The following is a 24118-nucleotide window of genomic DNA, read 5'->3' on the forward strand; positions in this document are numbered from 1 at the left end:
TGCGGGATTCGCACAAGGGGGACGGCGGCTTTGTGGCGCATTTACACAAGCTTCGGCAGAAAATTTGGCATTACGACGCCGGTACGCGCGCCATGGGTCGGGCGCGGCCTGCGATAAAGTCGCGCAGATAGTCGTCCCCGGCCCGGTCAATTTCACTGACCGGTCCTTGCCAGCGCAAGCGCCCACGGTCAAGCAACGCGACTCTGTCGGCGATAGCGCGGACCGAGGACATGTCATGGGTGATGGTGATCGCCGTGGCGCCGGTTTCATCGACGATGCCGCGGATCAGCGCATTGATCGCCGCAGCCCGGATCGGGTCGAGCCCGGTCGTCGGCTCATCAAAAAAGATCACCCTGGGATCGGCGGCGATGGCGCGGGCCAGCCCCGCACGCTTGCGCATGCCGCCCGAAAGCTCGGCCGGGTAAAGATCGGCAACCTCGGGGCCCAGTCCGACCCGGGCGAGCTTTTCGATAGCGATGGCGCGCGCGCGCGCCTTCGGCATGTGGCGCAGCTGGCGAAAGGCGACGTTGCGCCAGACCGGCAGGCTGTCAAACAGCGCGGCGTTCTGAAACAGCATGCCAAAATCGTCCATGAAGTCTGCGCGGTGCTGCGCAAGCGGCCGACCCCGCCACAGGATTTCACCCGCGTCTGGTACCTCAAGCCCAAGGATACAGCGCAAAAGCACCGACTTTCCGGTGCCAGAGCCGCCGATCACGACCAGGCTCTCACCCTCGGCCAGATCCAGATCGACGCTGTCGAGCACCTGCTTTTGCCCAAAGGCTTTGCTTAAGCCCCGCACCGCCAGCATCAGAAGAACAGCCCTGTCAGCGCGAAATTGGCGGCAAGGATGCCGACTGAGGCTGCGACCACGGCATTGGTCGTCGCCCGCCCGACACCCGAGGCGCCACCGCTGGCAGTCATGCCGAACCAGCAGCCTGAAAGCGCGACAATCAAGCCAAAGGCCGCGCCTTTAAGCAGCCCCGAGACCACGTCCCAGCCCTCCAGATAGGCCCATGAGTTGGCCAGATAGATCGCCGAGTTAAAGCCAAGCGCATTCACCCCGATCAGCCAGCCGCCCATGATGCCGATGATATCGCCTACCCCGACCAGCAGCGGCAGGCACAGGATCGCCGCCCATAACCGGGGTGAGACGAGCCAGCCGACCGGATCGGTCGATAGTGTGACCAGTGCGTCTATCTGTTCGGTCACACGCATGGTGCCAAGTTCGGCTGCAATGGCGCTGGCGACGCGGGCCGCGACCATCAGTCCGCCGAGGACCGGCCCCAGTTCGCGCGCCATACCGATGGCGACGATGGCAGGGACGACGTCGCCGGCTTGAAAACGCTCACCCCCCGAATGGATCTGCAGTGCCAAGGCAGCGCCAGTGAACAATGCCGTCAGCCCGACGACCGGCAGCGACAGCCAGCCGATCTGCATGATCTGCCGCACCAGTTCCGAGGGATGTTGCCCGACCCGCGCCAGCCCGCGGGCGGCAAAGATCGCAACCCTGCCCGTCATCCGGGTCAGGCTGATCGCCGCCCTGCCGGTCAGCCGGATCGGGTTCAAAGCCAGGTCCGCTCGTAGCGCCGGCCGAGAGAGGTCAGTATCTCATAGCCGATGGTGCCGGACAGTGCGGCCAGATCATCGACGCCTTGCCGCGCGTTCAGGATTTCCAGCGCCGGCGGAACTTCGGCCAGCCCGGTCACATCGACGGTGATGAGGTCCATCGAGATGCGACCGATCACAGGCACTGCGCGATCCGCGGCCCAAAGCTGCAACCTGCCTTCACGTGCCAGCGCCCGCGCCAGCCCGTCGGCATAGCCCGCCGCCACCGTCGCCACCCGTGAGGGGCGGGTTGCGGTCCAGCTATAGCCATAACCTACGGATTCCCCGGGCTGCACCTCGCGCGTCTGGATCACCGGCAGGGCCAGTGTAACCGCCGGTCGCGCCTCGCCAAAGGGCTCGCCCCCGTAAAGGCCGATACCCGGGCGCACGAGGTCGAAATGATAATCCGGCCCAAGCAATATGCCCCCCGTCGCCGAAAGCGAACGCGGCACGCCCGTCCCGTCAGTCATGGCACGAAAGGCGGCGAGCTGCTGCGTATTCGCCGGGTGATCGGGCTCATCGGCACAGGCCAGATGCGACATGATCAGCGCAGGGCTGGCGGCCAGCGCCTCGGCGCGGATCGCGGCCCATTCGCCGGGCTCAAAGCCCAGCCGGTTCATGCCGCTGTCAAGCTGGATGCCAAACGCCCCTTTCGGGCGCAACGCCCGGTCGCGAAAGAACTGTTCGGGACTGTTCAGCAACGGGATCAACCCGTTCAGATCCGCCCCCTCCATATGGCCCGAGAGGACAAAGATTCGTGCATCCTCGGGCAAAAGAGGGCGCAGCACCCGCCCTTCGGAGGCAAGGGCGACAAAGAAATCCCGCGCTCCGGCTGCATAAAGGGCCGGCGCCACGCGTTCGGCGCCCAACCCGTAAGCATCGGCCTTGACGACCGCAGCTGCCCGCGCGCCCTCAGCTTTGGCCGCAAGCGTCTTCCAGTTGGCCACAATGGCCGAAAGATCAATGACGAGTCCCATGAAAGCGGCATGGCTTTTCGCCCTGTCGAGGTCAAGGGCTTTAACAAATTTGCTGTTTGCAGCGACATTTGCTTACATATTTTGCAAATTTTCGCCTTTCCGCTTCCCGCAATGGCGCCAAGCCGGTAGGTTGCCCCAAACCCAAGGGAGACGGCTCATGAAGGACATCCTCGGCGAACTGGAATCGCGCCGCCGCGATGCGCGGCTGGGCGGTGGGCAGCGGCGCATCGACGCCCAGCACGCCCGTGGCAAGCTGACCGCGCGCGAACGGCTTGAGCTTTTGCTGGACGAGGGCTCGTTTGAGGAGTTCGACATGTTCGTCCGCCACCGTTCGACCGATTTCGGCATGGAGGCGGACCGCCCCTATGGTGACGGGGTTGTCACGGGCTGGGGTACGATCAACGGCCGTATGGTCTATGTCTTTTCGCAGGACTTCACCGTCTTTGGCGGCTCGCTGTCGGAAACCCATGCCCAGAAGATCTGCAAGATCATGGATATGGCGATGCAGAACGGCGCCCCTGTCATCGGGCTGAACGACTCGGGCGGTGCGCGTATTCAGGAGGGCGTCGCCTCGCTTGCGGGTTATGCCGAGGTGTTTCAGCGCAATATCATGGCCTCGGGCGTGGTGCCGCAGATCTCGGTCATCATGGGCCCCTGTGCTGGCGGCGCGGTCTATTCGCCTGCGATGACCGACTTTATCTTCATGGTAAAGGACACCAGCTACATGTTCGTGACCGGCCCCGATGTGGTCAAAACGGTGACGAATGAGGTGGTGACGGCAGAGCAGCTGGGCGGAGCCTCGACCCATACCAGGAAAAGCTCGGTCGCCGACGGTGCGTTTGAAAACGATGTCGAGGCCATGTCCGAGATCCGGAGGCTGTTCGATTTCCTGCCGCTCAACAACCGCGAAAAGGCGCCGACACGCCCCTTCTTTGACGATCCGCACCGCGTCGAGGCCAGCCTTGATACGCTGGTCCCCGATAACCCCAACCAGCCCTATGACATGAAAGAGCTGATCCTGAAGATTGCGGATGAGGGCGATTTCTACGAGGTCCAAAAGGACTATGCCGCCAACATCATCATTGGCTTTATCCGCATCGAGGGGCAGACGGTGGGCGTCGTTGCCAACCAGCCGATGGTGCTGGCGGGTTGCCTTGACATCGATTCCAGTCGCAAGGCCGCGCGCTTTGTGCGCTTCTGCGACGCTTTCGAAATCCCGATCCTGACCTTTGTCGATGTGCCGGGCTTTTTGCCGGGTACGGGACAGGAATATGGCGGCGTCATCAAGCACGGGGCCAAGCTGCTGTTTGCCTATGGCGAGGCGACAGTACCCAAGGTCACGGTCATTACCCGCAAGGCATATGGCGGGGCCTATGACGTTATGGCCTCGAAACACCTGCGCGGCGATTTCAACTATGCATGGCCCACGGCCGAGATCGCAGTGATGGGCGCCAAGGGCGCGGTCGAGATCCTTTACCGCAGCGAGCTTGGCGATTCCGAAAAGATCGCGCAGCGGACCAGGGATTACGAAGACAGCTTTGCAAACCCGTTTGTCGCCGCCGAAAAGGGCTTCATCGACGAGGTGATCCAGCCCCATTCGACCCGCCGCCGCGTCGCCCGCGCCTTTGCCTCACTGCGGGGCAAAAAGCTGGCGAACCCGTGGAAAAAACACGACAACATTCCGCTCTGACTGCGCAGGCCCAGGGGAGGAACCATGGCAAGACTAGCGGTGATCGGCTTGCTGCTGACGCCTCCGGCCGTTCTGGCCGGGGCGGCGCATGCTGCCATCGCCGAAGCCGGTGCGAAAGAGCCCTCGATCACCCTGCCCTCGGGTGCGATGGTGCGTTGGGTCGAGACGCGACAAGACAATGCCGGGGGGTTCGGCCTGACCTACCGCTTTCGCTTTGTCATGCCTGATCTGGCCGCCCGGGTGCCCGCGACCAGCGGCCCTGCCTCGGATTTCGAAGAAGAGCCGCGCGGCCCGATCGACATCGACACCGAAAGCGGCACGGTCAGTGAGAATGGTTCGGACGACGGGCTGATTGACCCGGCGACGCTTGAGGACATGGCCGAGGCCGATGCCCCCGACATGGCCGAAGAGCAGGAGGCAGACGCCATGCTTGACGAGCCGGTGCCCGCTGCCCCCGACGTTCTGGCCCAGGACCCTGTTCATGACGATATCGTATGGCTGTGCGAAAACTGGGTCCTGCCACGCATCGCCAGCCCTGCGCCACGCCCGGGTCAGATCGTCATCAGCCTTGCCGACCGCGAAATCCCCTTTGGTACTTTCGATCCCGAGGCGGTGCAGATCTTTGAGGCGTTTCGCCTGCCCCCCGACCAGGACACCTGCGAATGGGAGCCGTGGTGATGTGTTTTCCGTTCCTTGCTGATGCAAGCCTGCCACAGGCCATGCGACCCGCGCCTAAGGGCAAGCACCGCTGCTGTCAGGCGTCAACGTGGCTGGCTATCATAGCGACACGGTCGCATTGGGCGGCCGAATCTCAACCGAGCAGTCGGGACCCCAGCGTCCCGTATTACAGGAGCACGACAACATGTCGAAGAAGCTTGCACTGGCCCTGGTCCTCGTTGGCCTCGCCGCGGCCTGCGCCAAGAAAGAGCCCGAAGTCACCACGCCGGTCATCCAGCCCGAGCCGGTGTTCCAGGGCAAATACGGCGCCAACTAATCCATTGGCCGCGCGCGGGCTGCAAGGCGGCCCGCGCCATCCGCGCCCCGACCTGCCCCCGCGCGCTTATGCAAACCTCGCAGGGGGCAAGACATGCTGAAGCATCGCGGCTTTCCGGGCCGCCTACCGGGCTCTGACTTTCAATTCACTATCCGCCGCGCCAACAAGAAAGGCGCAACGCCGCTGGTCCGGCGCGAACGCTATCGCGACCGCAAACCGGCCGACCGCCGTGCAGATACTGCTTTCCTCGCCGCATTGATCGAACATTTCGGCGAAGAGCCGTTCGAACGCGGTAACCTTGATGCCGGACGCCTGTCCTGGCTCATCGGCCGCGAAGTTGTTGCCGTCGGAAAACTGGACCCGACTGACTACGGACAGCTTTTGCGCGTCGATCTGAAGCGCGCCGAGGCCGCTTTCCCCGAACTTTTCGCCAAGGATGCCCCCGAATTCGACTGGGAGGATGACGGCGATTGGGATGAGGACTGGGAGGAAGAAGGCGATCCGGACGACGAGGACGACCGCCGATGACAGGCCGGAGGATGGGCGGATTGTTGCGTAGCGCCCCATTTTCACAGCGTTGTCAGTTTTTTCCCGGCGGGGCGCATGTAATATTGTGCGCACCTCTATCATCAACGGCCCGTATACGGGTCCATAATACAGGCAAAAAGCTATGCAAACTTCCGTCCTCCTCCGTCTTTCCGGCGCGGTTCTTCTGGTCGCCGGTCTCGCTGCCTGCGACCAGGGTTACGGCACCGCCACCGGCCTGTCGCCCGACGCGCAGCGCGCTGCCGGCGGTGCTCTGGCCGGTGCGGCGGTCGCCAAGATCGTCGACGGTGACGTGGCGACCGGCGCGCTTATCGGGGCTGCGGGCGGGGCGCTGTGCGACGACGCCGGCGTTTGCCAGCGCAACTACTGAACTTAACCGGGCCGGGGGTGCGGGGTACCAGCCCTGCGCCGCCGCCCTCATCCCGGAGCAAACGAGATGTCTAAGAAACTCGTATTGGTGCTGGGGCTGGGCCTCACCGGTCTTGCCGGCTGCACCCAGGGCATCAATCCGACCGACATGGATCGCGGCCTCATCGGCGCCGGCGTTGGCGCGACCGCAGCTTATGTCGGCGGCCATAACGTCGCCAAGGGCGCTGCCATCGGCGCTGCCGCCGGTGCGCTGTGCGACGACGTCCGGCTGTGTGAGCCTTCGCGCCGCTAACCAGCCGCGCATCCACAATTTGTTGCCTTTTTCAAGCCGTCCCGGCGTTTTGCCGGGGCGGTTTTCTCATGTCCGGGATCTGCCCCAAGGGAAGGAAGCATGTTCAAGAAAATCCTGATCGCCAACCGGGGCGAGATCGCCTGCCGGGTCATCAAGACCGCCAAAAAGATGGGCATCCAGACCGTCGCCGTCTATTCCGACGCAGACCGCAATGCGCTGCATGTCAAAATGGCGGATGAGGCGGTCCACATCGGCCCCTCCCCGGCCAACCAGTCCTATATCGTCATTGACAGGATCATGGAGGCGATCCGCCAGACCGGGGCCGAGGCTGTGCATCCCGGCTACGGTTTTCTGTCCGAGAACATGAAATTCGCCGAGGCGCTGGAAAAGGAAGGCGTTGCCTTTATCGGCCCGCCCTCGCCCGCGATCGAGGCGATGGGGGACAAGATCACCTCGAAGAAGCTTGCGCAAGAGGCCGGCGTCAGCACGGTTCCGGGCTATATGGGCCTGATCGCCGATGCTGACGAGGCGGTGAAGATCTCGAAAGAAATTGGCTTTCCGGTGATGATCAAGGCCAGCGCCGGTGGCGGCGGCAAGGGCATGCGGATCGCCTGGAACGAGCAAGAGGCGCGCGAAGGCTTTGAAAGCTCGCGTAACGAAGCTGCGGCAAGCTTTGGCGACGACCGCATCTTTATCGAGAAATTCGTTACCCAGCCCCGGCATATCGAGATTCAGGTTCTGGCCGATCAGCATGGCAATTGCGTCTATGTGCATGAACGTGAATGCTCGATCCAGCGCCGCAATCAGAAGGTGATCGAGGAGGCGCCCTCGCCCTTTCTTGACGAGGCCACGCGCAAGGCCATGGGCGAACAGGCTGTGGCGCTGGCCAAAGCCGTTGGCTATGCATCGGCGGGCACGGTCGAATTTATCGTCGATGGCCAAAAGAACTTCTACTTCCTTGAGATGAACACCCGGCTGCAGGTCGAACACCCGGTGACAGAACTGATCACCGGCATTGATCTGGTCGAACAGATGATCCGCGTCGCGGCGGGCGAGCCGCTGCCCTTCCGGCAAGAAGATCTCAAGATCAACGGCTGGGCCATCGAAAGCCGCCTTTATGCCGAGGACCCCTATCGCAACTTTCTGCCCTCGATCGGGCGGCTGACGCGCTATCGCCCCCCGCGCGAGACGGCGGCAGGCCCGATGCATGAGGCAGGGAAATGGGTGCCCGCCCATCCGGGCGACCAGCCGCCTGCCGCCGCTGCCGGGGTGCGTAACGATACCGGCGTCTATGAGGGCGGCGAGATCAGCATGTACTATGACCCGATGATCGCCAAGCTTTGCACCTGGGCGCCGACCCGGGCAGAGGCGATCGAGCAGATGCGGCTGGCCCTGGATGAATTCGAGGTCGAGGGCATCGGCCACAACCTGCCCTTCCTTTCGGCGGTGATGGATCACCCGAAATTCGTCTCGGGCGATATCTCGACCGCCTTTATCGCACAGGAATATCCCGAGGGCTTTCTGGGCGCGACCCTGCCCGATACCGAAATCATCCGCGTCGCCGCATCGGCTGCCGCCATGCATCGCGTGGCTGAAATCAGGCGCGCGCGCATCTCGGGCCGGCTCGATAATCACGAACGCCATGTCGGTGAACATTGGGTTGTCTTTGTCGCGGGCAAAGAAATCCCGGTGCGCATTACCGCCGACCGCCAGGGCTCGACGGTCGAAATCGACGGCAGCAAGCTTCGCGTCGAAAGCGACTGGCTGCCTGGTCAGTCGCTGGCGCGACTGTCGGTCGATGGTACGCCCTTGGTAATGAAGGTGGACCGCCTGCCCTCGGGCTTCCGCTTGCGGGTGCGCGGCGCGGACCTCAAGACCTATGTGCGTCGTCCGCGCGCTGCGGAGCTGGCGCGGCTGATGCCCGAGAAACTGCCGCCCGATACCTCGAAATTCCTGCTTTGCCCGATGCCGGGTCTGGTCGTGCGCATCAATGTCGAGGCCGGGGACGAGGTGCAGGAAGGTCAGGCGCTGGCGACCGTCGAGGCGATGAAGATGGAAAACATCCTGCGCGCCGAGAAAAAGGCGGTGGTGAAATCCGTCAACGCCAAGCCGGGCGAAAGCCTTAAGGTCGATGACGTGATCATCGAGTTCGAGTGACGCAGCACCGCCGGGCGCATCCGTTGCGCCCGGTTAAAGGAGCGTAAGAAATGCCGGTTGCAGCGCAAGCCCTCAGCCCGACCCATAGCTACCATCTGCCCGACGGTGGCACGGCTGATGTGGTGGTTTACGGCAGCCCTGCCCGGCCGATCTCTTGCAGGCGCAGGGGGAATTTGTCGATGGCACGGGTGATTTCGCGTACCGACCAAGGAACGGGCTTGCGCTGTTTGACCTGCCCGTCCTTGTCCATCAGCACCAGCGAAAACCCCTCGGGCCGCAATTGTCGCCGCCACGGGCTTGCCGCCGAAGGATCTGCATCGGTGATCACCACCACATCTCGGGCGATCAGCGGTGCAGGGTCACGGCGCAGGGCGGCGAGCTGTTCGACAAAGGCGGGATCGGCTGGCGTGTCAGCAAAGATCACCACTGCGCGCGCCTGCCACAGAAACTCCGAAGGTTCGGCCTCACTCGCGGAAAGAACCCTCAGCTCGGCGGTGTTTGACGCGGCCGGTGTGCCGTCATTGCCGTCGTTGCGCGCCGCTGGTACCTCGCCGCGAACATACGGCCGATGCCCGTCAGCCTCGCCATCGGGCCGGGACCCCATCGCCGCAACCAGCGGCACCATCGCCAGAAAAATCAACCGTTTCAGTTTCATCACGCCCTCTTCTCTTCCTTCATATAAGAGCCCGGGCGCCGTGGGAAAGGATGCAAAATGAGCGAAAGCACGAAAGCTTCACTGGAAGAATGGCGCAGGCTGGCCAGCAAAGAGCTGAAAGGCGCCGATCCCGACGGCCTGACCTGGCACACGCTTGAGGGGATTGCGGTCAAACCGCTGTACACTGACGAGGATCTGAAGGGTGTCGATCATCTGGGCACCCTGCCGGGGATCGAGCCCTTTTTGCGTGGCCCGCGCGCAACGATGTATGCGGGCCGCCCCTGGACGATCCGGCAATATGCGGGGTTTTCGACTGCCGAGGAATCGAACGCCTTTTACCGCAAGGCGCTGGCGGCCGGTCAGCAAGGGGTCTCGGTCGCTTTCGACCTTGCCACCCATCGCGGCTATGACAGCGATCACCCCCGGGTCGAAGGAGATGTGGGCAAGGCGGGCGTTGCCATCGACAGCGTCGAGGATATGAAGATCCTGTTCGACGGCATCCCGCTAGACAAGGTCTCGGTCTCGATGACCATGAACGGTGCGGTGATCCCGGTTCTGGCGAATTTCATCGTCACGGGTGAGGAACAGGGCCATTCCCGCGCCGTCCTTTCGGGGACGATCCAGAACGACATCCTCAAAGAGTTCATGGTCCGCAACACCTATATCTATCCGCCCGAGCCTTCGATGCGGATCATTGCGGATATCATCGAATATACCTCGAACGAGATGCCGCGTTTCAACTCGATCTCGATCTCGGGCTATCACATGCAGGAGGCGGGCGCGAACCTTGTGCAAGAGCTGGCCTATACGCTGGCCGACGGACGCGAATACGTCCGCGCCGCCCTTAAACGGGGCATGGATGTGGACCAGTTCGCCGGGCGGCTGTCGTTCTTTTTCGCCATCGGCATGAACTTCTTCATGGAGGCGGCCAAGCTGCGCGCCGCGCGCCTGCTCTGGCACCGCATCATGAAAGAGTTCGATCCCAAGAAACCCTCCAGCCTGATGTTGCGCACCCATTGCCAGACCTCGGGCGTCAGCCTGCAAGAGCAGGACCCCTATAACAACGTCGTACGCACCGCCTATGAGGCGCTGGCGGCGGCGCTTGGCGGCACGCAATCGCTGCACACCAACGCGCTGGACGAGGCCATCGCGCTGCCGACCGAATTCAGCGCCCGCATCGCCCGTAACACCCAGCTGATCCTGCAAGAGGAAACCGGCATCACCCATGTCGTCGACCCCCTTGCAGGCAGCTATTATGTTGAAAGTCTGACCGCTGAGCTTGCAGAAAAGGCCTGGGCGCTGATCGAAGAGGTCGAGGCCATGGGCGGCATGACCAAAGCCGTCGCCTCGGGGATGCCCAAGCTGCGGATCGAGGAAACAGCCGCCCGCCGTCAGGCAATGATCGACCGGGGCGAAGAAGTGATCGTCGGCGTGAATAAATACCGGCTGACGAAAGAGGACCCGATCGACATTCTCGACATCGACAACATCAAGGTGCGCGAGGCACAGATCGCCCGCCTGAACCGCATCCGTACGACGCGGGACGAAACGGCCTGTCAGGCGGCTTTGGACGAGTTGACGCGGCGGGCGGAACAGGGCGGCAACCTGCTTGAGGCAGCGGTCGAGGCCGCACGCGCCCGGGCCAGCGTGGGAGAGATCAGCATGGCGATGGAAAAGGTGTTTGGCCGCCACCGGGCCGAGGTCAAGACATTGGCCGGCGTCTATGGCGCCGCCTATGAGGGCGACGACGAGTTCGCGCAGATCCAGCGCGACGTCGAGAAATTCGCCGAGGAAGAGGGCCGCCGCCCGCGCATGCTGGTGGTCAAGATGGGTCAGGATGGCCATGATCGCGGCGCCAAGGTGATCGCCACTGCTTTTGCCGATATCGGTTTTGACGTCGATGTGGGGCCGCTTTTCCAGACGCCCGAAGAGGCTGCTCAGGACGCGATCGACAATGACGTGCATGTGGTCGGCATCTCCAGTCAGGCAGCCGGGCACAAGACGCTGGCCCCGAAGCTGATCGCGGCGCTGAAGGATCAGGGGGCCGGAGATATTATCGTGATCTGCGGCGGGGTGATCCCGCAACAGGATTACGACTATCTGAAAAAGGCGGGCGTCAAGGCAATCTTTGGCCCCGGCACCAATATCCCGGCTGCCGCGCGCGATATCCTGACACTGATCCGCGAGGCGCGGGCGGCATAACAGCAGACGGCGGCGGGGTGTGCCTGCGCCCCGCCGCCCGGCAGGCAGAGGATGGAAAGGATCAGGTCATGGCGCTGCGCCCCGCGACGAATGAGGATATCCCGGCCCTTCTTGCCTTTTGGAACCCGTTGATCCGCGAAACGACGATCACCTTTTCCAGCGAGGAAAAGACGCCCGGCGGGCTGGCACGGATGATTTCGGGCCGACGCGCGGCGGGGCGCGAATTCCTTGTCGCCGATGAGGGGGGTGAGGTTCTGGGCCTGGCGACCTATGACCAGTTCCGGGGTGGTAACGGCTATGCCCATTGCATGGAACACAGTATCATTCTGGCCCCGGCTGCGCGTGGCCGCGGCCTGGCCCGGGCGTTGATGACTGCGGTCGAGGATCACGCCCGTAATGGCGGTGCTCATAGCATGATCGCCGCCGTCTCGGGCGAAAATGAGGTCGGGTTGGGCTTTCATCGCGCCGTCGGTTACCGGCAGGTCGGGGTTCTGCCGCAGGTCGGGCGAAAATTCGGCCGCTGGCTGGATCTGGTCCTGTTGCAGAAGATCCTATGACCCTGCCTTGCCTGTCGGCGGGGCCTGTGGAACACTCGCAGCCCGAAGACTCGGGGGCAGGATGAACGACGGGCGCAACGGCACGGTCAAGCAGATTATCTGCATCAAATGGGGTACGAAATTCGGCCCGGAATTTGTCAACCGCCTTTACGGTATGGTTGCACGCAATATCACCCCGCCCTTTCGGCTGTATTGCTTTACCGATGATGGCAGCGGCCTGCATCCTGATATCGCTGCGCGTCCCCTGCCCGAGTTCGAATATCAGGCTCCGGTCAACACAAAAGGCAAATGGCCCAAGTCGCGGCTATGGGGCGATCTGGGCGATGTGACAGGTGTGGTGCTGTTTCTGGATCTGGATGTCATCATCACCGGCAATCTTGATGATTTCTTTGCCTATGGCGACCCGGATGACACGGTTTTGGGGCTCAATCCGAATACTCCGCTGGAGAAAATGGGTCAGACCTCGGTTTATCGGATGCGGGTTGGAAAGCTGAAACCTTTGCAGGACATCTTTCGTGCCGACCCGCAGGCGGCGGCCGACAAGTTCAAATATGAGCAGCGCTTTGTGACCCGCAACGCTCCGGGCGGGGTGAAATTCTGGCCCAGGGGGTGGCTTGCGCATTTCCGCATGCATTGCGTGCCGAATTTCCCGCTGAACTATCTGCGCGAGGCGCGCATCCCGGACGGAACCCGCATCGTGATCTTTCCTGGCGACCTGAATCCGCCTGACGCGATCCTTGGCCGCTGGAGCGACAAGGACAGCCATCGCGCACCTCTGGACCACTTGCGTGCCACCTTTGACGGGCGTCGGCGTGAAAGCCTGTCGCGCCACCTGCGCCATTACCTTCTTCCTGTTTCATGGGTCAGTAAATTATGGCGCGAATAGGAGCCCCGCCCGAGACGCATTACACGCTGCCCTCGGATTTTTCTGCGGCACTTGGTCAATGTGTGGCAAGTTTTGGCTGGTTGGAAGAGATCATCAAGCGCACCATCTATGCGCTTGATCGCGCCCGTCTGGCAGACGATCTGACCGAAGAAGAGCTGCAGACCTGGCTTAGCCGGATGAGCAATCTTGCCGATGATTCCATGGGCACGTTGATCGAGCAGCTTGATGCCGCGATGCGCCGCCATCCCGGGCTGCGTGACCGTAACCGGATCACCGACCATCTGGGCGAGATCCGGCTGCATCGCAACCTGCTCTGTCATGCCTCGTGGCGACCGACCGAGGAAAGGGGGCGCTGGCATCCCGCCTTTGTCAACACAAAGGGCGATGTGCAACGCGACCCCCTTAGCGTCGATGATCTGAACCGCATCCGCGAAAACACGGTCGAGATCGGTGCCCGCGTGCTGCGCGTCATGCGGGCAACGGGTGTCCAGGGCTATTGGGCCGGCGACGACGAGGCCTAGCCAAGCGCGTTGCAAGCCCGTGTTTCATCCGCTAACACCTCTTGGTCCATAGATAAGAGTTTCGCATGTCCGCCCAGAATTTGGGGCAAAACGCCTCTCCGCTTCGTCTCGGCATCGCAGGTCTCGGGACGGTCGGCACCGGCACCGTCAAGATCATCCAGAAACATGCCGAGCTGCTTGGGCTTCGCGCTGGCCGACCCATCACCATTACTGCTGTCAGCGCCCGCGACCGGATGAAAAACCGCGACGTCGATCTGTCCTCTTACGCGTGGGAAGATGATGCCCGCGCGTTGGCGCTGCGCGAGGATGTCGATATCTTCGTCGAACTGATCGGGGGCGAAGAAGGCATTGCCCGCGAAGCGGTGCTGGCGGCGCTGAAGTCCGGCAAGGACGTGGTCACCGCAAACAAGGCGCTGCTTGCGATCCACGGCCAGGAGCTGGCCGGGCTGGCCGAGACGAATGGCCGCGTCCTGCGGTTCGAGGCAGCGGTGGCAGGCGGCATCCCCGTCATCAAGGCGATGACTGAATCGATGGCAGGCAATGAGATCCGCCGCGTCATGGGGGTCATGAACGGCACCTGCAACTACATCCTGACCCGGATGGAAAGCGCCGGCCTGCCCTATGAGACCGTCTTTGAAGAGGCACGCCAGCTTGGCTACCTAGAGGCCGACCCGACGCTTGACGTGGGCGGGATCGACGCCAGCCACAAGCTTGCGATCCTTGCCGCCATTGCCTTTGGCACCCGCCCAAGTTTTGACGCAGTCGAGATCGAGGGGATTGAGCGCGTCAGCATCGACGACATCCGCCGCGCCGCCGATATGGGCTATCGCATTAAACTGCTGGGTGTGGCGCAGATGACCGGGCGCGGGCTTGAACAGCGCATGTCGCCTTGTCTGGTCCCTGCTGACAGCCCGCTGGGGCAATTGCAGGGCGGTACCAACATGGTGGTGATCGAAGGCGACTCGGTCGGTCAGATCGTACTGCGCGGCGCAGGTGCGGGCGAAGGTCCGACCGCCAGTGCTGTCATCTCGGATGTGGTCGAAATCGCGCGCGGCGTGCGTATTCCCAGCTTTGGCCAGCCCGCAGCCAGGCTGTCGGTTCCGCAACCGGCCCGGACGGCGGTGCCGGCGGCTTATTACATCCGCCTGCAACTGACCGACAAACCCGGAGCGCTGGCCAAGGTTGCCGCGGTCCTGGGCGATTCCGGTATCTCGATCGACCGGATGCGGCAATATGGCCACTCGGGTCATGAAGGCATCGCGCCGGTGCTGATCGTCACCCACAAGACCACGCCCGAGGCTATCGACCACGCAATCGAGGCCCTGCCCCGCACCGGCGTGATCGCAGGCGAGCCGGTCGAGTTGCGAATCGAAGAGGTCTGAGGGGGCCCGGCCTATGCGCCGGGCTTACCCCCCTTCGTCCGGCATGGCCTCAGGTCGTGCCCAGATGGCGTAGCCCGTGTGTCACATCGGCGCGCACGGCCAGCCGCAGACCCGGTTCATCGCCCGCGCGCAGTGAGGCGAGGATCATGCGGTGATGGCGCGGCGGCTCATTGCGTTTGACCCGGCCATATAGCGCCCGCATCGTCGGTCCCAGTTGCAGCCAGACCGTCTCGACGATGGCAAGCATCGCCGGGGCCTGCGCACGCAGGTAAAGCAGGCGATGAAATTCAAGATTGGTGCGGATATAGCCGATGGCGTCATGGCTTTCTGCGGCCTCGCCAATAGCGGCGTTGATGACTGCCATACGCTCGATCAGCGCCTGATGGGCGCGCGGCAGCGCGCGTGAGGCCAGTTCTGGCTCGATCAGGCCGCGCAGCGCCGCCAGCTCTTCGATCCGCTCGACCGACAGTTCCGGCGTGGCGATACGTCCCGATGACGATAGCGACAGTGCCCCTTCGGCTACCAGCCGCCGCACCGCCTCGCGCGCGGGTGTCATCGAGACGCGATGCTCGGCGGCGATGCCGCGCAGGGTCAGCGCCTGACCGGGCGGCAGTTCGCCCAGCATGATGCGCTGACGCAGGTTACGATACAGCCGCTCATGGGCCGAGGTTTCCGAGGAACGCGAAGGACTCATGCCCGCATGTGATCACAAACGGGGCCGCCGTCAAGGCAAAGGAGCGACCCTTTCAGCCACGAAAACGCCATGCCTGCAACTCATGGCCATGGGCGCGCAGCCAGGCGCGTTGCCGGGCGTAATCAGGCCGCAGGCGGGCGGTCGCGGCCCAGAAGGCTGGCGAGTGGTCCATATGCGCCAGATGCGCGACCTCATGCGCTGCGACATAGTCCAGTACTTCGGGTGGGGCCATGGCAAGGCGCCATGAAAACATCAGCCTGCCGTCATGGGTGCAGCTGCCCCAGCGCGAGCGGGTGTCACGCAGGACCAGCGCCTGAAAGCCGCGTCCCAATGCCGCAGCATGACGGTCGCAGGCGGGTGCCAGCCGCGCCTGTGCCAGATGTTTCAGAAATGCCTCAACCACCACTCCGGCCGGGCGGTGTTCGGGGACAAGGATTGCGTCCCCGGCCAGCTCGATCCGCCGCGTCGCTGCCGGGACGATGCGCCGCAACCGCCCCTCGACAGGCAATAGCGCGCCGGGTTCGGCCAGCTGCAGGGGCGGCATCCCTGCGCGCGTATTGCGCAGCCACTCGGCTCGCGATTCGGCAAAGGCACGGCCTGCAGCTAGGCTGGCGCGGCTGGGCAGGGTCAGGACCACCTCGCCCCCCGCCCGTGTAACGCGCAGCGTCATGCGTCGCGCCCGGGCCGAACGGCGCAACGTCACGGGAATGTCGCCTCCGACCAGAATCCTGTCCATGATTTATCGCATCTTGCCAAGCATTGCCTCTGGCCCCATGTTTCCCCTGCACCACCTCTGCCCTGCAAGGGGGAAAAGGCTTTGACAGCCTGTTCCGGCTGTGGCAGGGGACAGCGGATTTAGCTGAACGCGGCAGAAAGAGAACACCATGCCCAAAGAGGAATGGGGCACGAAACGCCTTTGCCCCCATTGCGCCACGCGCTTTTACGATCTGACTAACGATCCGATGACCTGCCCCGCCTGCGGGGCCGAGTTCACGGTGGAAAGCCTGAGCAACGGCCGCACACGCTCGCTGATCGCGGAAAAGACCGCCTCGCGCGATGACGATCAAACGGATCTGGTTGTTGACGACGATCTGGACGATGACGCCGATGCCGGCGATCTGGATGACGATCTGCTGGATGATGACGATGACGACGGCGACGTGTCGCTGGATGACATCGCCGATGTGCCGGACAATGACGACGAGTAAGCGTCGCTGACCATATTGGGGCCCCGGTCCCGGCCATGTGCCGGATCGGGGCCTTTTCTTTTGCCTGTTGTCCAAGGCCCAGACTGCATGAGGATCATCGACCGACAGGCCATGCGGGCCATTCTGCTGACACCCGGGGACCGGGTGTTGCTGATGCGTGTCGATTACGGCGGCGGCGATTGGTGGATCACTCCCGGCGGCGGCGTTGAGCCGGGTGAGACGCCCGAAGAAACCCTGCGCCGCGAACTGGCCGAAGAGTTGGGCTTTACCCTGCCCGCCCTTGGCCCTTTGGTCTGGAAACGGCAGGTCATGATGACCCTGCACCAGCACCGCTGGCGGCAGTCCGAGGACTACTTTCTGATCGAGACCCCGGAATTTGTGCCCCGGGTACTTAACGCGCCCGAGGCCGCCACCTTTCGTGAGTTCCGCTGGTGGAGCCCGCCTGAATTGCGCCACACCTCCGAGAGGATAGCGCCTGCCGGGCTGCTGCGCATCATTCTCGACTACCGGGAATGCGGTCCGCCAAATGGTCCACTGCATCTCGAAATTGTCGAGAATTAATCGCTAACCAGTGTAACTATCATCGAAAAACTCCAGCTCCAGCTGAACGGCCCGGCGGAAAAAGTCCCGTGCCTGATCCGCCCCCTGTGAGCCGACGCGATTAAGTTCCTTTTTCAGGAACGCGACAAAATCGCGGAAAAAGGGATTATCGTGCAGGGTAATCCACTCGGCATGGACAAAATTCGGGGGCAGCGGTTGGGGCGCACGGCTTGCCCAGTCAAGATATAGACCTTCGGCCACATTCAGCACTGCCAGCACCGCTGGATAGCTGCGCGTCGCAGCAGCCTCGCGCATCAGGGCCTGAAAACCCGTGGTTGGCGCGCTGTCGGGGATCTGCGCACGAGCCTCGGCGCTGACCCCCAGCGCATCAAAGGCGCGCAGGAAATAATCATTTTCATCCCCTGAGACCATGCCGGCAAAGCGGCCAAAGCGCAGGCGCGATTCGAACCGGTCTGCCGAGGCGATTGCCGCCCCAAGAAGCGTCAGAAAAGCATCCAGAAAGCGGTGATCCTGCACCAGATAGCGCGCCATGACCGCATCGCTGATCTCGCCCGTGCAAAGCTCGCGCACAAAGCGGTGATTCACGGCGGCATCCCATTGGGCAACGGTTTCCTGGCGCAAGGTTTCAAAAAAGGTTTCGGTCATCGCATCCTCTTTGGCGGGGGCAAGACCGGATAGTCGGACGGCCTCGCAGTGGGGCCGGCAAAGGGCGGGCAGATGACGGGCTGGTCCCTTCCCATCCCTTCGCCGGCATGATCCGGATCAGGTTCAAAGGGTCGCCGCGCCGCGCAGTATATGCGCCAGCAGCCTCTCAGCCCCTTGCCGGGACACCCCCTGGTGCGCGACAGGTTAGCCGGGTCGGGAGGGGCTGTCACGCATCGTCCGGATCGCCCGCGCGCAGGCCAGCACACAGGATCGTGAGCCGGGATCAAGGACTTGCCCGCGTGGCGGGGTGGCATTCCGACTTGCAGCCCGGGGCCAGATGTTATCCTGTTGCGACATGGCGGGCTTACCCGCACGCAGGCAGGATCGGGACCATGACGACAGGCGAAATGCCGAAACCGACAAGCGCGACAGCACCGAACCCCACCGCCGCGTTGCGGCAAGGCCAGAAACAGGTCGGGCTGCGCCTGCACCGCCCCCCCCTGCTGACCAATATATCGGCTGCGCGTTGGCTGCTGCTCGCTATCGTGGCGGCTTCGGTCTATTTCTTTCACGGCTTTCTGGTGCCTGTGTTGGCCGCCTCGGTCATCGCGCTGGCAAGTTGGCCCCTGCGCGACCGCGCGGCATTTCAGCTCAATCTCGGCCGGACCGGAGCGGCGACGCTTCTGGTGCTGGTACTGGTCTGCTTTCTGCTGATTCCCATCGCCATGGCGCTGATCTATGCCTTTCGGGAGCTGCGCGACTGGATCAACTGGGCGATTATGATCAACAGTTCTGGCGCACCAACCCCGGCATGGATGGTTGAGCTGCCCCAGATCGGAGACTGGCTGGACGAGAACTGGCAGAACTATGTCGGCCGCCCGGGCGGCATCAGCGAGATCGTGCAGCTGGTCAGCGGCTCGAATATCGGGGCTATCTATCGCGGTGCGGTGACAGCCGGAACGCTGGCCTTTCATCTGGCCCTGACGCTGCTTTTCATGCTGATTACGCTGTTCGTGCTTTACCGCGACGGAGATCGGATTGTCGCCCAGATCGACCAGGTCGGCCGGCGCATCCTGCCCGACCGGTGGGAGCGGCTGTCGCGCGTTGTGCCTGCAACCATCAGCTCGACAGTGACCGGCATGACCCTGATTGCGATTGGCGAAGGTGTGGTGCTGGGGCTGGCCTATTGGCTGGCTGGTGTCCCCTCACCCGTGACATTTGGCGTCATCACCGGCTTTATGGCGCTGATCCCGGGTGGCGCACCGCTGTGCTTTACCCTTGTCTCGGCCTATCTTGCTGCCAGCGGCTCGCCCGTAGCGGGGGCGGCGCTGTTTTTATGGGGCACTTGCGAGCTTTTCGTAGTCGATAAGACCATCCGCCCGGTCTTGGTCGGAGGACCGGTCAAGCTGCCCTTCCTGCCGACGTTTTTCGGCCTGATCGGCGGGGTCAAGACCATGGGTATCGTGGGTTTGTTTGTCGGCCCGGTGCTGATGGCGCTGCTGGTATCAATCTGGCGGGAATGGCAGCGCGAACTGGCCGAAGAGGAACAGCGGCAGGCCGCCCGCATCGAGTGAAACGGAAAACAGGCATGAGAAAAGGGCGGGACATCTTGTCCCGCCCTTTTGCTATTCAGATCCTTCCCGGATCATTCGGTGGGCGTGACCACCGGTTCTTCTTGCGGCGGGCTGGCCAGCGTTTCCGGCAAGGGCGTCAGCGTCACCCCCGCATTGGCCCCAAGGGGCTGGCCGTCGCGGTTCGTCTGGACCGGCGCAGGGGTTTCACCCGGCTGCAAAGCCCCCTGAACATCGCCCTCATCCGCCGCCTCGGTGGCAGCAGCAGCCGGGGGAGGCAGCGGCACCGGGCGGGCGTTCTCTGCACCATCCGAACGCAGATAGTCAAAGAACTCGCCCTCGGGTTTGATAACCAGCGAGCTGTTCTCGCCCTTCAGCGCACGCTCGTAAGAGGTCATCGAGCGGGTGAAGGCAAAGAATTCAGGGTCGCGGCCGAAAGCATCGGCATAAATCGCGTTACGACGGGCATCGGCCTCACCCCGGATCACCTCGGCCCGCTTGCGCGCCTCGGAGGTCAGCTCGACCACGGTACGGTCGGCAGCGGCGCGGACGCGCTGCGCGGCCTCACCACCACGGGCGATCTCATCAGCCGCTTCACGCTCACGCTCGGCCCGCATCCGGGCATAGGTGGCGGTCAGGTTCTGCTCGGGCAGATCGGTGCGGGTCAGACGCACGTCAATGACCCGGATGCCCAGATCTTTGGCATCTTCGCGCGCAAGGTCGCGGATGCGGTTCATCAGCGGGGTCCGGTCATCAGACAGAACAGTGGTTGAGGGGACCGAACCCAGCACCTGACGGATGGCATTGGTCACGATCGGTTCAAGCCGGCGCTGAGCGAACTCGATACCGCCTGCGCCTACCGCGCGGCGGAACTGCACGACATCGGTAATCTGCCAGCGTGCAAAGGCGTCGACGACCAGACGGCGGTCATCAAGAGGCGTCACCTCCATCGGCGGGGTCGGCAGGCCAAGGATGCGGGCGTCGTATTTCACCACATTGTCGAGGAAAGGCACCTTGATGCCCAGACCGGGCTCTTCGCGCACCTCGACCACCTCGCCAAAGCGCAGGACCAGCGCCTTTTCACGCACATCGACGATATAAAGCGCAGCGACGACCAGAACAGCCACCACGACCAGAAACGGCAGAGCCAAAAGCGAAATGGCGCGATTCATTACTGGTTCCCTCCGCCGGTATTGGTATTGGCAGAGCCGGGCGCCCTGCTGCGCAGCTGATCCAGCGGCAGATAGGGCACGACGCCCTGCCCGCCTTCGCCATCCAGAATGACCTTATTCACGCCGCCAAGGATTTTCTCCATGGTTTCCAGATACATCCGGCGGCGCGTAACTTCAGGCGCCTTCACATATTCTGCATAGACCGAGTTAAAGCGCGCGGCCTCACCCTCGGCTGTGTTCACTGCCTCGGCGCGATAGGCCTCGGCACGTTCAATCACGGCGGCAGCCTCACCCCGGGCGCTTGCAAGCACGCGGTTGGCATAGGCATCGGCCTCTTTCTCAAGCCGGTCGCGTTCCTGCTGGGCGGCCTGCACTTCGCGGAAACTGTCGATGACCTCGCGCGGCGGGTCGGCGCGGTCAAGGTTGACGCGCAGCACGTTGATCCCCGCCTCATAGTCGTTCAGCGTGTTCTGCACCGCAAGTTTCAGGTCGTCGGCAATGGCACCCCGGTCGCGGTTCAGGATCGGCGCCAGTTCCGACCGTGCCACGATGTCGCGCATCGCCGATTCCGAGACGGCGCGGATCGTGTCTTCGGGGTCGGCGAGGTTGAAAAGGAATTTCTCGGGGTCCGAGATGTTCCAGACCACCTGATATGCCATATCCACGATGTTCTGGTCGCGAGTCAGCATCAGCCCCGAATCCATCGGACCTGCCCGGCCGGTGCCGATTTCGGTCGTCCGCTCACCCGAGACCTGCACGACCTCGGCGGTGACAAAGGGCCAGGGCGCAAAGTTCAGGCCCGGCTCACCCGTGCCGACCGGCTTGCCGAACAGCAGCTCGACTGCGCGTTCCTCGGGCTTGACGGTGTAAAAGCTGGTAAAGACCCAGACCGCGACCACTGCAAGCGCCGCCAGGCCCCAGGCACCGCGGCTCATCTGGAACTGGGGGCCTTGCGGGCGGCGCGGTCCGCCGCCGCGATTGCCACCCGAGCCGCCTTTGCCGCCCATCAGCACGCGCAGCCGGTCCTGACCCTTGCGCACCAGCTCTTCGATTTCGGGAATCTGGTCGCCGCGTTGAGGGCCTTGCGGCCGGTTGTCCCTGCCGCCCCCTGCGCTGCCCCAGGGGCGCTGACCGCCCCCTTGCGGCGGCTCTTTGCCGCCCTTGCCGTCATCTCCGCCGCCGCCCCAGGGGCCTTGTGGTGCCATGCGTCTCGTGCCTCGTTCTATGTCTGTCTGGTTGAAACTGGTGCCTTGGGCCGAAAAATCAAGCCGATGCGGCAGGTTTGTCAGTCTTTTCCACCCCGACCCGGCGCGAGGGTTTGCGCATGGTCACAAGCTCTTCGGCAAGTGTCGGGTGCACGGCGATGGCTGCGTCAAAGTCGGCCTTGGTCGCGCCCATGCCCATCGGCACCGCAACCATCTGGATCATCTCGCCTGCCTCGGGGCCAAAGATGTGACAGCCAAGCACCCGGTCGGTTTCGGCATCGACGATCAGCTTCATCACCGCCCGCGCATCCGACCCCGCAAACAGTGAACGCATTGGCCGGAAGCTAGCGACATAGATGTCAGCGGGGCCGATGGCCGCGGCCTCTTCCTCGGTCACACCTATGGTCGCCAGCTCATGCGGGCGGGTATAGACGGCGCTGGCTACCAGCCGGTGATCGACCTTGCGGGGACGCGCACCAAAGACCGTATCAGCAAAGCTGTGTCCTTCGCGGATCGCCACCGGGGTCAGATTCACGCGGTCGGTCACATCGCCCACGGCATAGATCGAGGGGACCGAGCTTTGCGACCACTCGTCCACAACGATTTCGCCTTTGCGACCAAGGCGGACGCCAGCCTCTTCGAGCCCAAGCCCCTTGGTATAGGGTGCGCGACCGGTCGCAAACATCACTGCGTCAAAGACCTCGCTGCTGCCGTCCTCGAAACCGACGCGGACGGCCGCACCTTCGCGATCCAGTCGCGCCGGATTGGTGTTCAGCCGCACGTCGATGCCGACGGTACGCAGCTGTTCGGTGACATGGCGGCGCATCTCATCGTCAAAGCCGCGCAGGACCGCATCGCCGCGATAGGCAAGGACAGTCGCGCTGCCAAGACCCTGCAGGATGGTGGCGAATTCGCAGGCGATAAAACCGCCCCCCACCACCAGCACCCGACCCGGAAGCCGATCGAGCGTGAACAGATCGTCCGAGATCAGCCCCAGCTCTTTGCCCGGAATATCAGGACGCTGCGGCCGGCCGCCTACGGCAATAAGGATATGTTTGGCGGTCAGGCGCTGACCGTCCGCCAGTTCGACCGTATGCGCATCATGCAGCCTTGCGCGCTGCATATGAACCTCGACCCCCGCATTCGACAGGCCCGAGGAATATGCGCCCTCCAGCCGGTCCAGTTCGCGTTCAAGCTTGCCGTGAAAGCTGGTCCAGTCAAAGCTGCCCTCGCCAGCACCCTGCCAGCCATAGCCGCGCGATTCTGTCGCTGCGGCGCCGGCTTGCGAGGCAAAGATCATCAGCTTTTTCGGCACACAGCCGCGAATGACGCAGGTACCGCCCATACGGCTTTCTTCAGCCAGCCCCACCCGGGCACCGTATTCGCCCGCCGCGATGCGCGCTGCGCGCACCCCGCCCGAGCCGCCGCCGATAACGAAAAGGTCGTAATCGAATTTCATTCCTTGTCCTCACGCCGCAGTGTGACCACCGAACCATCAGGCCGGCCGATGATCGCCAGTTGGCAGATATTCAGGAAAAGCCCGTGTTCAACCACTCCGGCAATTGCCGAAAGTTCGGCCGCCAGTGCCTCAGGGTCGGGAATGGCCTCAAGCGCGAGGTCAAGGATCAGATTGCCCTCATCCGTGCGCAAAGGTTCTTCACCGCGTTTGCGCAACAGGATCGGGCGCGGCCAAAGCGAAAGCCGTTCAAGCGCACGCTGGATCAGGGTGCGCGTCGCCTGCCAGCCAAAGGGAATCACCTCGACCGGAAGATGAAACTGGCCCAGTTGCTCGACAACCTTGTTCTGGTCAGCGATCACCACCATGCGGTTGGACGCGGTGGCGACGATCTTTTCGCGCAGATGCGCAGCACCGCCGCCCTTGATCAGGTTCAGATCGGGATCAACCTCATCCGCCCCGTCGATGGTCAGATCAAGCCAGCCGATCTCATCCAGCTCTTCGACTTGCAGGCCAAGGCTGGTCGCCTGCTCGGCCGTCGCTTTCGAGGTGGCGGCGCATCGCAGCGAAAACCCCTCGGCTTTTACCCGTTCGGCCAACCGGCGCACAAAGACTGCGGCGGGCGAGCCGGTCCCAAGCCCAAGCCGCATCCCCGGCTCGACCAGTGCCACGGCGGCCCGGGCGGCAGCATCCTTGGAAAGATCGGCAATCGAGGGATCGGTCATCGGCAATTGTCCTTGGCAGAGGTTCACGCTTGGCGTCCTTATACGCAG

The 24118-nt window shown here is 63.3% G+C and carries 26 protein-coding genes and 1 riboswitch; of the genes, 15 read left to right on the forward strand and 11 right to left on the reverse strand.

Annotated elements, in window-relative coordinates; genetic code table 11:
* Positions 1 to 70: 70 nt before the first annotated feature.
* Genes PARACOCCUSGL_RS0110495 through alr form a run of 3 tightly spaced genes read right to left on the reverse strand, consistent with a single transcriptional unit; the run spans position 71 to position 2582 of the window.
* Positions 71 to 808 (reverse strand): ABC transporter ATP-binding protein, encoded by a 738-nt coding sequence (locus tag PARACOCCUSGL_RS0110495; RefSeq protein ID WP_010396137.1) that lies wholly within the window; start codon positions 806 to 808, stop codon positions 71 to 73.
* Entirely contained in the window at positions 808 to 1566 is a 759-nt protein-coding gene (locus PARACOCCUSGL_RS0110500) for an ABC transporter permease (RefSeq protein WP_010396139.1), read from the reverse strand. Before PARACOCCUSGL_RS0110500 ends, PARACOCCUSGL_RS0110495 begins: the two co-directional genes overlap by 1 nt.
* Positions 1563 to 2582 carry an alanine racemase gene (gene alr / locus PARACOCCUSGL_RS0110505; RefSeq protein WP_010396141.1) on the reverse strand — a complete coding sequence of 340 codons (1020 nt, stop codon included), beginning with the start codon at positions 2580 to 2582 and terminating at the stop codon, positions 1563 to 1565. Before alr ends, PARACOCCUSGL_RS0110500 begins: the two co-directional genes overlap by 4 nt.
* A 157-nt stretch (positions 2583 to 2739) precedes the next feature.
* Here alr and PARACOCCUSGL_RS0110515 point away from each other — a divergent pair, with 157 nt between their 5' ends.
* The 7 genes from PARACOCCUSGL_RS0110515 to PARACOCCUSGL_RS0110545 all read left to right on the forward strand — a co-directional run bounded on the left by PARACOCCUSGL_RS0110515 (position 2740) and on the right by PARACOCCUSGL_RS0110545 (position 8630).
* On the forward strand, positions 2740 to 4272 hold the full coding sequence (locus PARACOCCUSGL_RS0110515) for an acyl-CoA carboxylase subunit beta (RefSeq protein WP_010396147.1): 1533 nt from the start codon (positions 2740 to 2742) through the stop codon (positions 4270 to 4272).
* Positions 4273 to 4296: 24 nt separating this feature from the next.
* Positions 4297 to 4950, forward strand: a complete 654-nt coding sequence (locus PARACOCCUSGL_RS0110520) for a DUF6497 family protein (protein WP_010396150.1) — start codon at positions 4297 to 4299, stop codon at positions 4948 to 4950.
* A gap of 184 nt (positions 4951 to 5134) precedes the next feature.
* Positions 5135 to 5266: a hypothetical protein gene (locus PARACOCCUSGL_RS22590; protein WP_010396153.1), complete on the forward strand. Its 132-nt coding sequence runs from the start codon at positions 5135 to 5137 to the stop codon at positions 5264 to 5266.
* Positions 5267 to 5359: 93 nt separating this feature from the next.
* Positions 5360 to 5794 (forward strand): hypothetical protein, encoded by a 435-nt coding sequence (locus tag PARACOCCUSGL_RS0110530; RefSeq protein WP_010396154.1) that lies wholly within the window; start codon positions 5360 to 5362, stop codon positions 5792 to 5794.
* A 142-nt stretch (positions 5795 to 5936) separates the two neighbouring features.
* Positions 5937 to 6182, forward strand: a complete 246-nt coding sequence (locus PARACOCCUSGL_RS0110535) for a hypothetical protein (protein WP_010396156.1) — start codon at positions 5937 to 5939, stop codon at positions 6180 to 6182.
* 66 nt (positions 6183 to 6248) lie between these two features.
* Entirely contained in the window at positions 6249 to 6473 is a 225-nt protein-coding gene (locus PARACOCCUSGL_RS0110540; protein ID WP_029372019.1) for a hypothetical protein, read from the forward strand.
* 99 nt (positions 6474 to 6572) lie between these two features.
* Entirely contained in the window at positions 6573 to 8630 is a 2058-nt protein-coding gene (locus PARACOCCUSGL_RS0110545) for an acetyl/propionyl/methylcrotonyl-CoA carboxylase subunit alpha (protein WP_010396162.1), read from the forward strand.
* A 127-nt stretch (positions 8631 to 8757) separates the two neighbouring features.
* On the opposite strand, the gene PARACOCCUSGL_RS0110550 is transcribed toward PARACOCCUSGL_RS0110545, so the two are convergent.
* On the reverse strand, positions 8758 to 9285 hold the full coding sequence (locus tag PARACOCCUSGL_RS0110550; RefSeq protein ID WP_010396164.1) for a DUF4174 domain-containing protein: 528 nt from the start codon (positions 9283 to 9285) through the stop codon (positions 8758 to 8760).
* Positions 9286 to 9342: 57 nt separating this feature from the next.
* Here PARACOCCUSGL_RS0110550 and scpA point away from each other — a divergent pair, with 57 nt between their 5' ends.
* From scpA to PARACOCCUSGL_RS0110575, 5 genes are all read left to right on the forward strand, one after another.
* Positions 9343 to 11487, forward strand: coding sequence for a methylmalonyl-CoA mutase (gene scpA, locus PARACOCCUSGL_RS0110555; RefSeq protein ID WP_010396166.1), 2145 nt, complete (start codon positions 9343 to 9345; stop codon positions 11485 to 11487).
* Positions 11488 to 11555: 68 nt separating this feature from the next.
* Positions 11556 to 12044, forward strand: a complete 489-nt coding sequence (locus PARACOCCUSGL_RS0110560; RefSeq protein ID WP_029372022.1) for a GNAT family N-acetyltransferase — start codon at positions 11556 to 11558, stop codon at positions 12042 to 12044.
* A gap of 61 nt (positions 12045 to 12105) precedes the next feature.
* On the forward strand, positions 12106 to 12930 hold the full coding sequence (locus PARACOCCUSGL_RS0110565) for a hypothetical protein (RefSeq protein WP_010396170.1): 825 nt from the start codon (positions 12106 to 12108) through the stop codon (positions 12928 to 12930).
* On the forward strand, positions 12918 to 13451 hold the full coding sequence (locus PARACOCCUSGL_RS0110570; RefSeq protein ID WP_010396172.1) for a hypothetical protein: 534 nt from the start codon (positions 12918 to 12920) through the stop codon (positions 13449 to 13451). The genes PARACOCCUSGL_RS0110565 and PARACOCCUSGL_RS0110570 overlap by 13 nt, the downstream gene beginning before the upstream one ends.
* Before the next feature lie 65 nt (positions 13452 to 13516).
* Positions 13517 to 14833: a homoserine dehydrogenase gene (locus PARACOCCUSGL_RS0110575; protein ID WP_010396174.1), complete on the forward strand. Its 1317-nt coding sequence runs from the start codon at positions 13517 to 13519 to the stop codon at positions 14831 to 14833.
* Positions 14834 to 14882: 49 nt separating this feature from the next.
* On the opposite strand, the gene PARACOCCUSGL_RS0110580 is transcribed toward PARACOCCUSGL_RS0110575, so the two are convergent.
* Positions 14883 to 15527: a GntR family transcriptional regulator gene (locus PARACOCCUSGL_RS0110580; RefSeq protein ID WP_010396176.1), complete on the reverse strand. Its 645-nt coding sequence runs from the start codon at positions 15525 to 15527 to the stop codon at positions 14883 to 14885.
* Positions 15528 to 15579: 52 nt separating this feature from the next.
* Positions 15580 to 16263 carry a M48 family metallopeptidase gene (locus PARACOCCUSGL_RS0110585; protein ID WP_010396178.1) on the reverse strand — a complete coding sequence of 228 codons (684 nt, stop codon included), beginning with the start codon at positions 16261 to 16263 and terminating at the stop codon, positions 15580 to 15582.
* Between the two features lie 148 nt (positions 16264 to 16411).
* On the opposite strand from PARACOCCUSGL_RS0110585, the gene PARACOCCUSGL_RS0110590 reads away from it, so the two are divergent.
* On the forward strand, positions 16412 to 16735 hold the full coding sequence (locus PARACOCCUSGL_RS0110590) for an FYDLN acid domain-containing protein (protein WP_010396181.1): 324 nt from the start codon (positions 16412 to 16414) through the stop codon (positions 16733 to 16735).
* Positions 16736 to 16822: 87 nt separating this feature from the next.
* A complete protein-coding gene (locus PARACOCCUSGL_RS0110595; protein ID WP_029372024.1) occupies positions 16823 to 17296 on the forward strand; it encodes an NUDIX hydrolase in 474 nt (157 codons plus the stop codon).
* A gap of 3 nt (positions 17297 to 17299) precedes the next feature.
* Here PARACOCCUSGL_RS0110595 and PARACOCCUSGL_RS0110600 read toward each other — a convergent pair whose 3' ends face one another.
* Positions 17300 to 17941: a TenA family protein gene (locus tag PARACOCCUSGL_RS0110600; protein ID WP_010396187.1), complete on the reverse strand. Its 642-nt coding sequence runs from the start codon at positions 17939 to 17941 to the stop codon at positions 17300 to 17302.
* Between the two features lie 77 nt (positions 17942 to 18018).
* Positions 18019 to 18141: riboswitch (TPP riboswitch) on the reverse strand.
* 192 nt (positions 18142 to 18333) lie between these two features.
* Here PARACOCCUSGL_RS0110600 and PARACOCCUSGL_RS0110605 point away from each other — a divergent pair.
* The gene (locus tag PARACOCCUSGL_RS0110605) at positions 18334 to 19515 is read left to right on the forward strand and encodes an AI-2E family transporter (RefSeq protein WP_010396189.1); all 1182 of its coding nucleotides are present in this window, start codon (positions 18334 to 18336) and stop codon (positions 19513 to 19515) included.
* A gap of 71 nt (positions 19516 to 19586) precedes the next feature.
* Here the strand turns inward: PARACOCCUSGL_RS0110605 and hflC are convergent, their stop codons facing one another.
* From hflC to rpiA, 4 genes are read right to left on the reverse strand one after another with little or no spacing between them, the layout of a single operon-like run.
* Positions 19587 to 20684 carry a protease modulator HflC gene (gene hflC, locus PARACOCCUSGL_RS0110610; RefSeq protein ID WP_010396190.1) on the reverse strand — a complete coding sequence of 366 codons (1098 nt, stop codon included), beginning with the start codon at positions 20682 to 20684 and terminating at the stop codon, positions 19587 to 19589.
* Positions 20684 to 21889, reverse strand: a complete 1206-nt coding sequence (gene hflK, locus PARACOCCUSGL_RS0110615) for an FtsH protease activity modulator HflK (RefSeq protein ID WP_010396191.1) — start codon at positions 21887 to 21889, stop codon at positions 20684 to 20686. The genes hflC and hflK overlap by 1 nt, the downstream gene beginning before the upstream one ends.
* Before the next feature lie 58 nt (positions 21890 to 21947).
* Entirely contained in the window at positions 21948 to 23348 is a 1401-nt protein-coding gene (gorA, locus tag PARACOCCUSGL_RS0110620) for a glutathione-disulfide reductase (protein ID WP_010396192.1), read from the reverse strand.
* Positions 23345 to 24070: a ribose-5-phosphate isomerase RpiA gene (gene rpiA / locus PARACOCCUSGL_RS0110625; protein WP_010396193.1), complete on the reverse strand. Its 726-nt coding sequence runs from the start codon at positions 24068 to 24070 to the stop codon at positions 23345 to 23347. Before rpiA ends, gorA begins: the two co-directional genes overlap by 4 nt.
* Positions 24071 to 24118: the final 48 nt, after the last annotated feature.

The sequence above is a fragment of the Paracoccus sp. TRP genome, from assembly GCF_000185925.1.
Lineage (GTDB): Bacteria > Pseudomonadota > Alphaproteobacteria > Rhodobacterales > Rhodobacteraceae > Paracoccus > Paracoccus kondratievae.

What these genes read in the sequence shown, in the direction of transcription:
- PARACOCCUSGL_RS0110585 (WP_010396178.1), bottom strand. Translation starts at nt 16,263, where the DNA reads ATGGACAGGATTCTGGTCGGAGGCGACATTCCCGTGACGTTGCGCCGT.
- scpA (WP_010396166.1), top strand. Translation starts at nt 9,343, where the DNA reads ATGAGCGAAAGCACGAAAGCTTCACTGGAAGAATGGCGCAGGCTGGCC.
- PARACOCCUSGL_RS0110575 (WP_010396174.1), top strand. Translation starts at nt 13,517, where the DNA reads ATGTCCGCCCAGAATTTGGGGCAAAACGCCTCTCCGCTTCGTCTCGGC.
- PARACOCCUSGL_RS0110560 (WP_029372022.1), top strand. Translation starts at nt 11,556, where the DNA reads ATGGCGCTGCGCCCCGCGACGAATGAGGATATCCCGGCCCTTCTTGCC.
- PARACOCCUSGL_RS0110535 (WP_010396156.1), top strand. Translation starts at nt 5,937, where the DNA reads ATGCAAACTTCCGTCCTCCTCCGTCTTTCCGGCGCGGTTCTTCTGGTC.
- PARACOCCUSGL_RS0110605 (WP_010396189.1), top strand. Translation starts at nt 18,334, where the DNA reads ATGACGACAGGCGAAATGCCGAAACCGACAAGCGCGACAGCACCGAAC.
- PARACOCCUSGL_RS0110530 (WP_010396154.1), top strand. Translation starts at nt 5,360, where the DNA reads ATGCTGAAGCATCGCGGCTTTCCGGGCCGCCTACCGGGCTCTGACTTT.
- PARACOCCUSGL_RS0110540 (WP_029372019.1), top strand. Translation starts at nt 6,249, where the DNA reads ATGTCTAAGAAACTCGTATTGGTGCTGGGGCTGGGCCTCACCGGTCTT.
- alr (WP_010396141.1), bottom strand. Translation starts at nt 2,582, where the DNA reads ATGGGACTCGTCATTGATCTTTCGGCCATTGTGGCCAACTGGAAGACG.
- PARACOCCUSGL_RS0110600 (WP_010396187.1), bottom strand. Translation starts at nt 17,941, where the DNA reads ATGACCGAAACCTTTTTTGAAACCTTGCGCCAGGAAACCGTTGCCCAA.
- PARACOCCUSGL_RS0110565 (WP_010396170.1), top strand. Translation starts at nt 12,106, where the DNA reads ATGAACGACGGGCGCAACGGCACGGTCAAGCAGATTATCTGCATCAAA.
- PARACOCCUSGL_RS0110595 (WP_029372024.1), top strand. Translation starts at nt 16,823, where the DNA reads ATGAGGATCATCGACCGACAGGCCATGCGGGCCATTCTGCTGACACCC.
- PARACOCCUSGL_RS0110580 (WP_010396176.1), bottom strand. Translation starts at nt 15,527, where the DNA reads ATGAGTCCTTCGCGTTCCTCGGAAACCTCGGCCCATGAGCGGCTGTAT.
- hflK (WP_010396191.1), bottom strand. Translation starts at nt 21,889, where the DNA reads ATGGCACCACAAGGCCCCTGGGGCGGCGGCGGAGATGACGGCAAGGGC.
- rpiA (WP_010396193.1), bottom strand. Translation starts at nt 24,070, where the DNA reads ATGACCGATCCCTCGATTGCCGATCTTTCCAAGGATGCTGCCGCCCGG.
- hflC (WP_010396190.1), bottom strand. Translation starts at nt 20,684, where the DNA reads ATGAATCGCGCCATTTCGCTTTTGGCTCTGCCGTTTCTGGTCGTGGTG.
- PARACOCCUSGL_RS0110515 (WP_010396147.1), top strand. Translation starts at nt 2,740, where the DNA reads ATGAAGGACATCCTCGGCGAACTGGAATCGCGCCGCCGCGATGCGCGG.
- PARACOCCUSGL_RS0110545 (WP_010396162.1), top strand. Translation starts at nt 6,573, where the DNA reads ATGTTCAAGAAAATCCTGATCGCCAACCGGGGCGAGATCGCCTGCCGG.
- PARACOCCUSGL_RS0110590 (WP_010396181.1), top strand. Translation starts at nt 16,412, where the DNA reads ATGCCCAAAGAGGAATGGGGCACGAAACGCCTTTGCCCCCATTGCGCC.
- PARACOCCUSGL_RS0110550 (WP_010396164.1), bottom strand. Translation starts at nt 9,285, where the DNA reads ATGAAACTGAAACGGTTGATTTTTCTGGCGATGGTGCCGCTGGTTGCG.
- PARACOCCUSGL_RS0110495 (WP_010396137.1), bottom strand. Translation starts at nt 808, where the DNA reads ATGCTGGCGGTGCGGGGCTTAAGCAAAGCCTTTGGGCAAAAGCAGGTG.
- PARACOCCUSGL_RS0110520 (WP_010396150.1), top strand. Translation starts at nt 4,297, where the DNA reads ATGGCAAGACTAGCGGTGATCGGCTTGCTGCTGACGCCTCCGGCCGTT.
- PARACOCCUSGL_RS22590 (WP_010396153.1), top strand. Translation starts at nt 5,135, where the DNA reads ATGTCGAAGAAGCTTGCACTGGCCCTGGTCCTCGTTGGCCTCGCCGCG.
- gorA (WP_010396192.1), bottom strand. Translation starts at nt 23,348, where the DNA reads ATGAAATTCGATTACGACCTTTTCGTTATCGGCGGCGGCTCGGGCGGG.
- PARACOCCUSGL_RS0110570 (WP_010396172.1), top strand. Translation starts at nt 12,918, where the DNA reads ATGGCGCGAATAGGAGCCCCGCCCGAGACGCATTACACGCTGCCCTCG.